The organism is Methyloversatilis sp. (assembly GCF_051861465.1).
In the GTDB taxonomy this organism is placed as follows: domain Bacteria; phylum Pseudomonadota; class Gammaproteobacteria; order Burkholderiales; family Rhodocyclaceae; genus Methyloversatilis.
Window position 1 is genome coordinate 480,798 of the sequence record NZ_JBHYCQ010000001.1, and the last position, 13,655, is coordinate 494,452.

The window sequence follows — 13,655 nt, forward strand, 5'->3', positions numbered from 1 at the left end:
CATGCTGAATAAAATCCTCTCCTTCCTGCTGCTGGCAGCGCTGGGTGTCGCCCTGTCGGGCACCGCGCTGGCGCAGCCCGCCGAGCGGCCGGACATCGTCGAAATCGATCGCATCGTCGCCGTGGTGAACGACGAAGTGATCACGCTGCACGAACTGCGGGCGCGCATTTCCGAAACCTTTGCCCAGATGCGCAGCCGCAATGTCACGCCGCCACCGGCCGAAGAATTCGAGCGGCAGCAGCTCGAACGCATGATTCTCGAGAAGGTGCAGCTGCAGCACGCCGCCGAGACGCAGTTGCGTGTCGATGACCGGCTGCTCGATGCCAGTCTTTCGCGCATCGCCGAAAGCAACCGCATGGACGTGACGCAGTTGCGTACTGCCATCGAGCAGGACGGCATGGTGTGGTCGCGCTTCCGGGAAGACATCCGCAAGCAGATCGTCATGAGCCGCCTGCGCGACCGCGAAGTCGAAAGCCGCGTCGTCGTGACCGAAGGCGAAATCGCCAACTTCATCGCCAATCCGGAGCGCAAGCCCGACCAGAGCGAGGAGTACAACGTGTCGCACATCCTGCTGCGGGTGCCGGAAGGCGCGAGCCCCGAGCAGCTGATCCGGCTCAAGGCGCGCGCCGATGCCGCGCTCGAACAGATCCGCAAGGGCGAGGACTTTTCGCGCATTGCCGCCTCGTATTCCGACGCGCAGGACGCGGTCAATGGCGGCAGCCTTGGATGGCGGTCGCCCGATCGCCTGCCGGCGCTGTTCGCCGATGCCGTGCCCAAGCTCAAGCCGGGTGAGGTGAGCGACGTGATGCGCAGTCCAGCTGGTTTCCATATTCTGAAGCTGGTCGAAAAGCGCGGCGGCAGCGGCAGCGGAGACGAGTCGCGCGTCACGCAGACCCATGCGCGCCACATCCTGATCAAGACGTCCGAGGTGCTCAACGATGCCGAGGCGCGTCGCCGGCTGACCGGGCTGAAGGAGCGGCTGGACAACGGCGGCGATTTCGCCGAGCTGGCGCGTACCAATTCGCAGGATCTGTCGTCGTCCAAGGGCGGCGATCTGGGCTGGCTGTATCCGGGTGACACAGTGCCGGAATTTCAGCGCGTGATGGACAACCTCAAGGTGGGCGAAGTCAGCGAGCCGGTGCAGTCGCCGTTCGGCTGGCACCTGATCCAGGTGGTCGAACGTCGTGTCGACGAAGTGTCGCTCGAGCGCCAGCGTGCAGCGGCCCGCATGACGCTGCGCGATCGCAAGGCCGAAGAGGTGTATCAGGACTGGGTGCGCCAGCTGCGCGACAACGCCTACGTCGAAATCCGGCTGGCCGAGGAACGGTGACCCCGGCGCGCCCCTGCATCGCCCTCACCAGCGGCGAGCCGGCGGGCATCGGGCCGGAACTGTGCGCGGCACTGCACGCGCGCGCAGCACACGCCCGCCTCGTGGTACTCGGTGACGCGACGCTGCTCGCCGCACGCGCGCCGCAGGGTGCCGCCGCGATGCGGCCCTACGCGGCGTCCGGCGAAGCACCGGCCGGCGCGATCGAAGTGCTGCACATTCCGTTGCGCGCACCGGCGGTCGCGGGTCGGCTCGACACCGCCAACGCTCCCTATGTGCTCGAACTGCTCGACCGCGCCCGCGATGGCTGCCTGCGCGGCGAATTCGACGCCATGGTCACGGCGCCGGTGCACAAGGGCGTCATCAACGATGCCGGCATCCCGTTTTCCGGCCACACCGAATATCTGGCCGACACCACCGCGACGCCGCGCGTCGTGATGATGCTGGCCGGGCGCACCGCAGAAGACGACGCAGCGCCCTGGTTGCGCGTCGCGCTGGCCACCACCCATCTGGCGCTGGCCGATGTGCCGGCCGCCATCACCCGGGAATCGCTCACCACCACGCTGCGCATCCTGCACGACGCGCTGCGCCGGCAGTTCGGCATCGCGCATCCGCGCATCCTGGTGGCGGGGCTGAACCCGCACGCGGGCGAGGGCGGTCATCTGGGTCGGGAAGAGATCGATGTCATCACGCCGGTGCTGAACGCCCTGCGCGCGGAAGGCCTGCAGCTCGACGGCCCGCTGCCGGCCGACACGCTGTTCGTGCCGCGCCTGCTGGCGGGCGCCGACGCTGTGCTCGCGATGTATCACGACCAGGGCCTGCCGGTGCTCAAGTACGCCACCTTCGGCCGCGGCATCAACATCACGCTCGGCCTGCCCATCGTGCGCACGTCGGTCGATCACGGCACCGCGCTCGACCTCGCCGGCACCGGCCGTGCCGACGCCGGCAGCCTGATCGAGGCGGTCGATGCCGCCATCGCGATGGCGGCGGCCGGCGCTGCCGCCAGGGCGGGCCGCTGATCATGGAAGAACACCGCGCCCGCAAGCGCTTCGGCCAGAATTTCCTGGTCGACGGCAACATCATCCGCAACATCGTCGCCGCCATCGATCCGAAGCCGGCCCAGGCCATGGTTGAGATCGGCCCCGGCCTGGGCGCGATGACGCGCCCGCTGGCCGCACGGCTCGACCGCCTGCACGTGATCGAAATCGACCGCGATCTGGCGGCGCGGCTGCGCGAGGGAGACCTGGCGGAGAGGCTGGTGATCCATGAGCAGGACGCGCTCAAGTTCGACTTCGGCGCCCTGAGCACCGAGCTCGGGTCGGCGCTGCGCGTGGTAGGCAACCTGCCGTACAACATTTCGAGCCCGCTGCTGTTCCACCTCGCCGATCACGCCACCTGCGTGACTGACCTCACCTTCATGCTGCAGAAGGAGGTGGTGGACCGCATCGTGGCCGCGCCCGACACGGAAGCGTTCGGCCGCCTGTCGGTCATGCTGCAGTACCGCTTCGAATGCGCGCACGTGTTCGACGTGCCGCCCGGCGCGTTCCGGCCCATGCCCAAGGTGATGTCGGCCATCGTGCAGCTGCGGCCGCGCCCGGTCGAGCAACTCACCGCACGCGATCCGCAGCTGATGTCGGACATCGTCAAGGCCGCCTTCGGCCAGCGCCGCAAGACGCTGCGCAACACGCTGCGCGAGTGGCTGACCCAGGCCGACTGGGACGCCCTGGGCATCGACGCCTCACGGCGCGGCGAAACCCTCGGTGTCGCCGACTACGTGCGCATCGCGAATCACATCAACGATCACGTCGCTGCTGACGGCGCAGGCGCACCCGCCCGCGCCTGAACCTCTCAGGCCGACTTCTTCATGCTGCAGGTGTTGATGCCGAGCAGCGGGTAGAGCGGGCAGAAATTGAACAGCCCCGTGAGCACCGGCACGATGCCGATATAGCCCCACACCCCGACGGTGCCGGTTGCTGCCAGCGCGATCAGTGCCAGGCCGATGACGATGCGTGCGATCTTGTCGATGCCGCCGACGTTGGATTTCATGATGAAGCTCCCTGTGGGTTGAAAAGGTGACTTCATGTTGCGCCGCGGGCAGGGTGCGGTCTGTGACTGCGGTTACACGACGGCTGGGCGGCATCGGCCCAGATCGCGCGCCCGCCGGACCAAGCGGCAGAGGTTTTTTGACTCCGGAAAATTATTATGTAATATGACATAAGGATTTTCCGGAGTACTTTCGATGCACGTCTTTTGTCGACTCTGTCCGGTCGTGTTGCTGGTCGGACTGCCGCTCGGGCTCGCCGCATCGCCGGAACCGACTGACCGGTTGATCGACGAAAGGCGCGCATCGGAGCGCGATGCACGCTGGCAGCGCGCTCCGATGCGGGTGCCGGAGCAGGCGCAGCCCGCGTTGCACAGCCATCCGGCCGACGTCGACGAAGCCGGCGCAACAACCCGCTTCCGCACTGTCCGCGTAGACGCAGCCGGGCTGCTGCCCGATGCGGCGGTCAACACCGTTCTGGCGCCGTTTGTCGACCTGCCGCTCGGCCGCCTGCGACTCGAACTGCTGCTGCGCCAACTCGATGCGGAACTGGTCGAGGCCGGCTGGATCACCAGTCGTGCGCGGCTGCTGTCGCTGGACGCGCAGGCAGGCGAACTGGTCATCGAGCTGCTGCCCGGGCGTATCGAATCGCTGCGCGCACCGGGCTTCGATGCCGCCGCTCTGGCGCGGGCCTTCCCGTTCGCCGTCGGCGAGGCGTTGTCTCTGCCAGCGCTGGAACAGGGTGTGCAGCAGATCAACCGGCTGCGCATGTATCAGGCCCAGGTCCGCGTTTTACCGGGCAACACGGCCGGCACGAGCCTGCTCGATGTCGTGCTCAATGAAGGTCGCGCGTGGTCAATGACCGTGGGCTTCGACAATCAGGGTGCTTCGGGCACCGGCGATGAGCGTCTGCGGGTCACGGCGCGTGTCGGCAATGCATTGGGCTGGCTGGACGACCTGCAGTTCGCACTGCTGCACAGCACCGGCAGTGATGCACTGCTGGCGTCGCTGTCCGTCCCCGATGGCTACAACCTTTGGTCGGTGACCGTTTCCGGGTCTCGCGCGTCGTTCGACATCGCGGGGCTGGAGGTCACCAGCCGGTCGGCCAACGCGGTACTGGGCTGGAGTCGTGTCCTGTCGTCGTCAGCCGGCGGGCGCCATGTCATCGATGTGTCGCTGATCCGCTCACGGCTGGCGCGCGAGGTTGAATCGATCGCGCTGCAGACCGACCACAGCACCGTCGGCCGTGCCGCCTGGATGCACATCCGGCGCGGCGAGCGCTGGCAACTGTTCATCGAGCCATCGCTGTCGGCCGGGCTGTCACTGTTGGGTGCAACGCGTGACCGGCCAGATCTGTCGCGCGGCGACACGCATCGCCAGTTCCTCAAGTGGGCGTTCGCCGCGGGCGCCGTCGTCCGCAGTGCGTCGGATGAGGTCGAATACGCGGTGCAGCTGACGGCGCAGCGCGCCGGCGAAAGCCTGATCGGCGCCGAACAGATTCATCTCGGGGGCTTTGCCAGTGTCCGGGGTTTCCGCGAGGTGTCGGTGTCGGGCGATACCGGCCACGTGCTGCGCTCCGAACTTCGGCTGCCGCATGCATTCAGGCCCGCGGGCCATCCGGTCGTGCCCTTCCTGCATGTCGATCATGGCGCGGCGCGCCTGTCCGAGGGGCGACGCAAGACGCTGGCCAGTGCGGGTCTTGGTGCCCGCGGCGCAGGCAGAGGTGTGCTGTGGGAAGGCGTCGTCAGTGTGCCCATCGCGCACGAAGCCGATCGGCCGTCGCACGGCTGGCGTGCGCATCTGTCGGTGTCGTTCGAGATATGAAGGCCCTGCTGCGGCTCTGCCTGGCGGCATTGCTGGTCAGCCCGGTTACGCAGGCTGCCTCGGCCGACGGAGCGGTTGCGCAGGTCAATGGTGTGGATATCCCGCGCGCGGCATTCGATGGCGAAGTCGCCCGCTTGCAGTCGACCGGCACCGCGGTCGATGCGACAACTGCGAATGCCGTCCGCCATCGCCTCATCGCACGCGAACTGCTGTGGCAGAAGGTGCGCGCCAGTGGGGCGTGTGGTGCGCCCGCAGTGTGCGATGACGCCTCGCGCGACGCGCTGATCGAGGCCTACGTGAATCGCCGTGTGCCGGTGGTCGAGGTCACGGAACAGGCGGTTCGGGCGCGTTACGACGACATCGTGTCCCGCCTCGGACAGCGCGAGTTCCGCTTCAGCCTGATCGGGATGGATGACGCCGCCGCGCTGCGTGCGTTGGCGGACCGTGTCGCCGCGGGCGCCGATTTCGCGCACGAGGCGCGCACGCATTCGCACTTTGCATCGGCGGCGAACGGTGGCGAACTGGGCTGGCACAGCTTTCCCGAACCGGTGACCGATGGCCGCACGAACGGCGTGCCCGCCGGCATCGCGCAGGCATTGGCCGGCATGCAGCCCGGGCAGGTCAGCCCACCGCTGAGGGCGGACGAAGGCTGGGCTCTCGTCCGGCTCGAAGCGGTGCGCCCGACGCTGACGCCGGACTACGCGGACATGCGCGAAACCTTGCGCAGTCTGCTGGCCGCTCAGGCGCGCGAGGCGCAGTTGCGCGAACTGATCGTCGACCTGTTGCGGCACGCCCGCATCACGGTCAGCGACTGAGGGCGGAGTCGGATGCGCGCCGCGCTCAGGGCGCTGCTGCAGCCGTCAGCCAGGCCGCTGAGGGGGTGCGTTGCGGCCGCCGTGCTCACGGTGATGCTCGCCCATGCATCGCCCGTCCGTGCCGATGCCGTCGTCGACCTGGCGGCCCCGGCGAGTCAGCAGGCTGTCTTGAGCCGGGTGGGCGATGTACCGGTGGTCGGCATCACCGCGCCCGACGCGGCGGGCATTTCGCACAATCGCTGGACGACCTTCGATGTGTCGCGACACGGCCTCGTGTTCAACAATTCGACCAGCCCGGCGAGCAGTTTGCTGGCCGGGCCGCTGCCGGCGAACGCCGCGCTGAACGGATCGGCGGCACGCGTCATCCTGAACGAAGTCAGCGGCAGCCAGCCCAGCCTGCTGCTGGGCAGCATGGAAATCGCCGGGCAGGCGGCACGGCTGGTCATCGCCAACCCGAACGGCATCACGTGTGATGGATGCGACTTCATCAACACGCCGCACGTCCAGCTCAGCACCGGCCGCATCGAGCGACTGAACGACGCCCTGAGCTTCGACGTGACAGGCGGGCGGATCGACATCGGTGCCGGCGGACTTTCAGCTCTGGCGACCCGCCTCGATCTGATCGCACACGCCCTGCGCAGCACCGGCCCAATCGCGACCGGCTCGACGTTCAACGTGATTGCCGGGCGCATCCGGGTGGACGCCAGAACGATGGCCCTCGGCAATGCTGATGCACAGCTTCCGGAGGATTTCGAGACGTTTTCGATCGACATCGGCCAGAGCGTCAGCGCCGCAAGCATCCAGCTGGTCGCGGTCGGTGGCGAACTGGGGGTGCGCAGCACCGCGCCGCTGACCGCACTGGACGATGTGGTGATCGCCACGCGCGGGCACGTCGAGTTGAGCGGCAACGTCACCGCCGGGCGCGACATCGCGCTGTACAACATCGGTGCATTCGAATCGATGCTGCAGGGCGCGCTCGTGGCCGGGCGCGACGTCACGCTGCTCGCGACCGGCCTCACGCTCGCGCACTCCGGGCGCATTGCCGCGGGCCGCGACATCGGCCTCGGATTTGTCGGCGACAACGCCGACCACTGGAGCGCCTTCAACAATGACGGCCTGATCGACGCAGGCGTGTCACTGACCTTTGCAGGGCCGGGCTCGGGGCTCAATACCGGCGTCATCCGTGCCGGTGCATCCATCGATGCAGCGTCCGGAGGTGTGTCTGTGCGAACAGGTGATGAAGGTCTGCCTGGCAGCCATGCCGAACGCGCCACGCAGGTCGGTGAAGTCACGCTGGCGAATTCGGGCGTTGTCCGTGCCGGCAGCGACCTCTATCTGAATCTGACCGACAACAGCGGGCATCTGTCGGCCGGACGCGATGTCTTCCTGTCGCAGGCACGGCGCGGCGACCCCGACGTCCTCGCGCCCGAAGACAGCGACGTCGCAGGCGATGTGACTGCAGGGCGCGACCTGTTCATATACACCCCCGCCGCCGGCGCGCAGTGGCTGGACGGCGCGCGCCGTCAGCGCTTCACCGCAACGCGCGACCTGCACCTGATCGATCGTCCCTGGCTGTCCGACGCCGGCACCCCGGCAGATGGCGCGGCGCAGCAGCCCTACGTGAACCGCGACTGGCTGACCGCCGGAAACGACCTTGTGATCGCGTTGAACGCCCACTTCGTCAACCCGTCGGTCATCGATGCGGGCCGAGACCTGCTCATCGGCGCGCGTGGCGTCAGCAATGAAACCCCGGTCGTCAGCCGGCAGGCGTCCTTCGACTATCCCTACTATCCAGGCTGTCGCACGGAATACGACGGCCTGTGCACGACGACCACCGAAGTGCCGTCGTCACACGCGCTGATGCTCGTCGGGCGGGACCTGGTCGCCGCGACGACCTTCCTCCACAACCGCGGTGCGTCCATCCTGGCTGGTCGCGATATCCGTATCGACGCCCCGGATGTCGTGAATGAAGATCGCCGCTACGGTGCCATATGGACGTCGTCCTACCATTTGATCGACGTCGACGCGCAGTCGGTCGGCACGCCGTGCACCAGTGGCTGCGTCGCCGATATCGACTGGCGGCGCACCGACAGCGGCGCGCTCGAACTGGGCGTGCTGCCCGGAGTGATCCAGGCGGGTGGCAACTTCGTTTCGGATGGCGGTCCGCTCAGCCCGCCTTCAACGACCCCCACGTCGCCGGCTCCCGATGGCCCGGCGCCTGCGATGCCGTCGGGCGCGTCGGGCACGCTGACCGATGCGCTCGCCCGGATGCTGTCGACCGGTGTGCTCAGTCTGACCGACACGCCCCCCGCGCTCTCGTCTTTCGTCAATACCGGCAACATCCACGCTGCGAGCATCGTTGTCCGGGCCGCAGACATCCGCAACGGCTTCGACGTCGTCGACGACTTCTACCATCGCACTGCCGAGCCGACCGTCCCGCCTGCGCAGATCGACGTCGCCGGCTTCGGTGCTCACGGCGGCTCGCTGCTGCCGGTCCTGTCCGCGGCGCGCTACAGCGGTGCGGCGCTGATGCGCCTGCTTCCGCCCGGGCTGGCGAGCACGCTGCCCTTCGCACTCACGCCGGCAGAAGAGGCGGCGGCCTTGCGCAACGCCTTCCTCGCGACCATCCGCCGTGGCTGGATACTGCCCGGCCTGACATGGGACGCATTCACCGGGCAGTCGCCACAACAGCAGGAGCACGCCATCCTGGCGGCCAACGGCGCCGCGTTTGCCATCGAACACGGCATTGCGATGGGTGCCGAGCTGACGGCGCCTCAGCAATCGCTGCTGGGTGCACCCGTGCTCTGGTACACCTCTCGCGGCGGCCAACTGCACCCCATCGTGTATCTGCCTTCCGACTGGCAGGCGCAACTGACCGTCGTGCCCGGCGGCGCGCTCGATGCCGGCGTCGCGATCGAGCTCACGGGCGAGCGCGTCGACAACACGGGCTTCGTCCTGTCCGATGGTGCGCTGACCCTCACGGCCGACACACTGCTCAACCGCAAACGTTCCGCCTACTTCTACGAAAAGCGCAAGGTCAGTGGCGGTACGCTCACCATCGAAGGCGATGCCGTGCAGCCCGGCGGCTTCATGCAGGCTGCGGTATGGAATCTGAATGTCGCGTCGGTGCGTTCGGTATCCGGCGAATTCCGCGTGCTGGGCGAAGACGCTGCGCACACCGACGCCTTGAGTCACGCCTTCAAGGCGCAGATTGCCGCGGAACTGGGTGACGCCTACCGCTACGAAGAAGCCCGCGACAACCTGCGTTACCGCTTCCGGAAAAGCGGCAGCTTCGGCGATCTGGTCGGCGTGATTGCCGGCTTCACCGCCAGCATGCTGATCGGCCCGCAGATGTCGAATCTCATCGGCAGCCTGGCCACGAACCTGGGTCCGGCGTGGTCGGCGGCCACCGCCTATGCGGCGCCCGGTCTTGCCAACGTTGCCGGTACCGCGGCCATTACGCAGACGCTGTCGAGCGCGATCGGTCAGTTCGTTGCGACCGGCCGCATTGATGTCGACGCGGCCCTGACCAGCGGACTGGCGGGCGCCCTCACAGCCGGTGCCGGCGCCTGGGCGGACACCCGCATCGAGTCAGCTGTCGGCCGGTGGTCCGTCCGTGCGCTGACCACTGGCGCCGTTGGCGAACTGACCGGCGCTGGCTTCGAAAACGCGTTGTTCAATGCCGTCATCAACGAAGCGTCCGCGCTGGGTGCCAACCAGATCGGTGATGGCAACTTCGGCCTGCAAGGCAGTCTCGGCCACACGCTGGCGCATGGTGTGCTCGGCGCACTGACCGCCGCCGCCCGCGGCGACGACCCTTACTCCGGCGCCCTCGGCGCAATCACCGCCACCCTCGTGGAAGCGCCGCTCGACGATGCTCTCGATCTGAGCGGTCCTGACCGGGAGATTGCGCTGACCGCGTTTTCGATGCTGGTCGGTGGCACGGCATCCGGACTGGCCGGCGGTGATCCGGTGACGGCTGCATGGACGGCGCAGAACGTCACGCTGTTCAACTACCTGAAGCATCAGGAACAGGATCGCTACGCCGATGCGAAGAACGCATGTGGCGGAGACGCGGCGTGCCTGAACGCAGTCGATGCCGACTTCAGTCAAACGTCGCAGGCGAACAAGCGCGCGCTGGCGGACGCGCGTGAAGCCTGCGATACGACCGGTTTATGTACCGATTACTACCGCCTGATGACCGAGGCCCTGCCACTTGGCATGGGTGCGCAGCGTCCGGGTGGCATCGACCCCGAGAACCCGTGGCTCGGCGCGCAGCAGGACGCAGACGTGATTGCCCACAACCTGACACTGTTCGACCGCCTGATGGCGCGCCCGCTGTCGGACGAAATCGTGCGCCAGGACTTCGCACCCGACCCCGAGGCCTACGCGTTCGCCCCGCAGGGCAGCAGCCAGTACGTCGGCGCCATCACCGCCCGGAACATCGACAACGTCGTTGTGCTGTCGTCAGCCGGTGCATCGCTGCTGCTGCCCGGGCCGGAGGATCTGGTCGTCGGCGCGGCGCTGATGACGAAGGCCGGGCAGTTCGTCGCGCGGGTGATCGAGGTTGGGGGGCAGAAGCTGCTGCGGTGGGCGGATGGGAGTGTAGATAATGCAATCGACGCGGCAACTGGTGAAGCTGCGTTCAGCCGGATTGTCCCCGGTGGCGGACTGCAAGCGCATGAAGATGCCGGCGGCCACCTGCTGCTCAAACATGTGGGGAAGTCCGAAGAAGCACTGATGAAGCGCTTGGCTAAAGAACCAAACATCTCCGGGTCGTCATCCTTTTTTGATCGAGCTGCGGCAGAGTGGGGTGTCTCTGGAGCCCTCGAAGCGCGGCAGACCGAAATTCAGACATGGTTAGCTAGCAAGAAACCCGATATGAAGATTGAATTCTCGATGCCGAAACCGGTAGGCATCACCATCAGCAGAGCTCTTATGCAAGCAACGGAAACAACTAGACTCAGATTGATTTTGCGTCGCAATTCATCCACTCCCGAGGGCTATAGCATTCTTACTGGGTTCCCAATCAATGATTGATAAGTTTCCGAATTTGGGGGAGTTTCTTGGGTGCTACTTTCACCAAGACTGGACATGTGAAGATGAATCGGCGATTGCCGTCGTTGATCGCTATCTTCGCGAATGGCCGAATGAAGACGTACAGGCGGCTGTGAAAGAAATCAGACAACTGCTCGATGATGCCAAGAGCGAAGCGGATCTGCGCGCAGCAGTCTTGAAACTCGGCTCATACTACGAGGTAGGCGCAGACGGGTTGACGTATCGTGAATGGCTGGAATCGGTCGGCAAGCGCCTTGCGCTTGGCTGAATTTCGGGATGGCAATGCGTGATCGGAATTGACAGCGTCGTGCATATGCTGAAGACCGTCTTCAACGTCGACAGCGGCCTCTCTGAAGAGGCCGCGATCAACATTTATCGACGCGCCGCGCAGTCGAGCGGAAAACTGGAAGCGCTTCGAGAAGAGCTGGACTATGCGTTAAGCGACCCGAGTGTGTCCTGGAAAGCGTTGCTCGCGAACAGTGATTACGAAGTGTTCGATGCAGAATCGGAGCAGCAAGCGAAATCTCATGCGATAAGAATTCTCATGGAGCCCCTGCATGGACTTAAGTGAATCACGTGGCGCGCATTTGGCGCGCACGAGATGGCGTTTGACGCATTAGAGCTCCGCATGAAAACTTCGCAGTCCGTGGATGCGCTGCGCCCTGTGCTCACTTCTTCTCCGCCGCAATCCCCCGCAGCCCTGCAGCGTCAAGGATGTCGATCTGATTCCGCCCCAGCGACACCAGCCCCTGATCAGCAAAACTCTTCAGCAGGCGGGTGACGATTTCGCGCACGCTGCCGAGTTCGTCGGCCAGTTGCTGGTGGGTGGTGTGCAGCGTCTTGCCGTGGCCGAGCAGCAGGCTGGCGAGGCGCTGGTCGAGGCGGTGGAAGGCGATGGCTTCGACCAGTTGCATCAGGTCGGCGACGCGTTCGGAAAACAGGCCGAACACGAAGCGGCGGAAGTCGGGTTCGGCCAGCAGCTGTTCGAACAGGGCGGCCGGCAGCACCAGCAGCTTGAGCGGGGTTTCGGCGACGCCGTAGGCGTTGTAGTCGTTGTGGCCAAGCAGGCAGGCGCTGGAAATGACGCAGGTTTCGCCGGCATGCACGCGGTACAGCGGCAGTTCGCGGCCGCTGGCCGAGGCCTTGGCCACCTTGACCTGACCCGACAGCACGAACGGAAAGCCGGTGCAGGGTTGATGCTCGTCGAACAGACGGGTGCCGGCCGGCACGTCGAGCAGCCGGCCTTCGGTTTCGATGCGCTGGCGCGCCGCGGCCGACAGGCCGGACAGCAGCGGGTAGAGCGCGGTCAGCGCGCCGACGCGGGTGCCGGACTCGGAGGTGCTGGAGGCGGGCGTGCTCACGACAGCGTGGCGATGACCGGGGCGTGGTCGGACGGGCGCTCCAGCTTGCGCGGGGCCTTGTCGACGACGCAGGCGGTGCAGCGGGCGGCCAGCGGCGCCGACAGCAGGATATGGTCGATGCGCAGGCCGAAGTTGCGGCGGAAGGCGCCGGCGCGGTAGTCCCACCAGGACCAGCTCTTTTCCGGCTGATCGAACAGGCGGAAGGCGTCGGTGAGGCCGAGTGCCTGCAGGCCGGCGAAGGCGGCGCGCTCCTGCGGCGACACGTGTATTTCGTCCTTCCAGTCCGGGTGGGCGTCGCGCGGCTCGGGGGCGATGTTGTAGTCGCCGAGCAGGGCGAGTTGCGGGTGGCGGGTCAGTTCGTCGCGCAGCCAGGCGGTGAGTGCGTCGAGCCAGCGCATCTTGTATTCGAACTTCTCGGAACCCACGGCCTGGCCGTTCGGGAAGTAGGCGCACACGATGCGCACGCCGCCGACGGTGGCCGCGATGACGCGCCGCTGTTCGTCGTCGAAGCCGGGGATGCCCGCCTGCACGTCTTCTGCCGGCTGCTTCGTGAGGATGGCCACACCGTTGTAGGTCTTCTGGCCGCTGATCGCGCTGTGGTAGCCGACCGCCTCCAGCTCGGCGCGCGGGTAGGTGGCGTCTTCGGTCTTGGTTTCCTGCAGACACACCACGTCGGGCTGCTCGGCGGCGAGCCAGTCGGTGAGGTGGGGAAGGCGGACTTTCAGGGAATTGACGTTCCAGCAGGCGAGTCGCATGGCCGCATCACGGTGTTGATTTCGAAGAGAGTTTTCAGGACCAGACGCTTTACCCGCCAGGACACCCGCTGACGTGGTGGTCCGTACTGTATCAACGATCAATGTGATTGTGCTGCCGGCCGCTGATGAAGCGCTGAGCGCGGTCACGGGTCCGTGCACCCAACGGCGTGACCTTGAGTCCGGCTGGCGCGCAGCCGGAACGCAGGGCCCGCGCACGGCGTGGTGTGGGCCGCTTCAAGCGATTTGCATGCCGCTGTTGAAGTGCAGCCCGGTGCGCACGTCGAACGCGCAGGCTCTGGCCGGCATCGATGGCTTGCCAGCGCGTCACGCAAGGGCGACCTGGTTTTCGCGGCCCCGGTAACCCTGCGCGTGAAAGGCCCCCGGCATCGTCCGTACTGCCTGCCGATCCGCCCCGGGATGGAGGTCGCGATTGGCTGCGTGCACGGAGCGCTGATTCGGGCCCCGGCATCGCCA

General features: G+C 66.6%; 11 protein-coding genes. 8 read left to right on the top strand and 3 right to left on the bottom strand.

Going from position 1 to position 13,655, the window contains the following annotated elements; translation table 11 throughout:
• The first annotated feature begins 1 nt into the window (after position 1).
• Genes ACTIFF_RS02210 through rsmA form a run of 3 tightly spaced genes read left to right on the top strand, consistent with a single transcriptional unit; the run spans position 2 to position 3,170 of the window.
• Complete coding sequence (locus ACTIFF_RS02210) at positions 2 to 1,330, top strand: peptidylprolyl isomerase (RefSeq protein ID WP_439535339.1); 1,329 nt, start codon at positions 2 to 4, stop codon at positions 1,328 to 1,330.
• The gene (pdxA, locus tag ACTIFF_RS02215) at positions 1,327 to 2,346 is read left to right on the top strand and encodes a 4-hydroxythreonine-4-phosphate dehydrogenase PdxA (RefSeq protein ID WP_439535340.1); all 1,020 of its coding nucleotides are present in this window, start codon (positions 1,327 to 1,329) and stop codon (positions 2,344 to 2,346) included. Before ACTIFF_RS02210 ends, pdxA begins: the two co-directional genes overlap by 4 nt.
• 2 nt (positions 2,347 to 2,348) lie before the next feature.
• Positions 2,349 to 3,170: a 16S rRNA (adenine(1518)-N(6)/adenine(1519)-N(6))-dimethyltransferase RsmA gene (rsmA, locus tag ACTIFF_RS02220; RefSeq protein ID WP_439535341.1), complete on the top strand. Its 822-nt coding sequence runs from the start codon at positions 2,349 to 2,351 to the stop codon at positions 3,168 to 3,170.
• Between the two features lie 5 nt (positions 3,171 to 3,175).
• Here rsmA and ACTIFF_RS02225 read toward each other — a convergent pair whose 3' ends face one another.
• Positions 3,176 to 3,373, bottom strand: coding sequence for a YgaP family membrane protein (locus ACTIFF_RS02225; protein WP_439535342.1), 198 nt, complete (start codon positions 3,371 to 3,373; stop codon positions 3,176 to 3,178).
• 193 nt (positions 3,374 to 3,566) lie between these two features.
• Between ACTIFF_RS02225 and ACTIFF_RS02230 the strand changes: the two genes are divergently transcribed.
• From ACTIFF_RS02230 to ACTIFF_RS02250, 5 genes are read left to right on the top strand one after another with little or no spacing between them, the layout of a single operon-like run.
• The gene (locus tag ACTIFF_RS02230) at positions 3,567 to 5,192 is read left to right on the top strand and encodes a ShlB/FhaC/HecB family hemolysin secretion/activation protein (RefSeq protein WP_439535343.1); all 1,626 of its coding nucleotides are present in this window, start codon (positions 3,567 to 3,569) and stop codon (positions 5,190 to 5,192) included.
• On the top strand, positions 5,189 to 6,007 hold the full coding sequence (locus ACTIFF_RS02235) for a peptidylprolyl isomerase (RefSeq protein ID WP_439535344.1): 819 nt from the start codon (positions 5,189 to 5,191) through the stop codon (positions 6,005 to 6,007). Before ACTIFF_RS02230 ends, ACTIFF_RS02235 begins: the two co-directional genes overlap by 4 nt.
• A gap of 12 nt (positions 6,008 to 6,019) precedes the next feature.
• A complete protein-coding gene (locus ACTIFF_RS02240; RefSeq protein ID WP_439535345.1) occupies positions 6,020 to 11,047 on the top strand; it encodes a two-partner secretion domain-containing protein in 5,028 nt (1,675 codons plus the stop codon).
• On the top strand, positions 11,040 to 11,333 hold the full coding sequence (locus tag ACTIFF_RS02245; RefSeq protein WP_439535346.1) for a contact-dependent growth inhibition system immunity protein: 294 nt from the start codon (positions 11,040 to 11,042) through the stop codon (positions 11,331 to 11,333). Before ACTIFF_RS02240 ends, ACTIFF_RS02245 begins: the two co-directional genes overlap by 8 nt.
• An 18-nt stretch (positions 11,334 to 11,351) precedes the next feature.
• Entirely contained in the window at positions 11,352 to 11,636 is a 285-nt protein-coding gene (locus ACTIFF_RS02250; protein WP_439535347.1) for a hypothetical protein, read from the top strand.
• 97 nt (positions 11,637 to 11,733) lie between these two features.
• Here ACTIFF_RS02250 and ACTIFF_RS02255 read toward each other — a convergent pair whose 3' ends face one another.
• Both ACTIFF_RS02255 and xth read right to left on the bottom strand, forming a co-directional pair.
• Complete coding sequence (locus ACTIFF_RS02255; RefSeq protein ID WP_439535348.1) at positions 11,734 to 12,426, bottom strand: Crp/Fnr family transcriptional regulator; 693 nt, start codon at positions 12,424 to 12,426, stop codon at positions 11,734 to 11,736.
• A complete protein-coding gene (gene xth, locus ACTIFF_RS02260) occupies positions 12,423 to 13,181 on the bottom strand; it encodes an exodeoxyribonuclease III (protein ID WP_439535349.1) in 759 nt (252 codons plus the stop codon). Before xth ends, ACTIFF_RS02255 begins: the two co-directional genes overlap by 4 nt.
• Positions 13,182 to 13,655 lie beyond the last annotated feature (474 nt).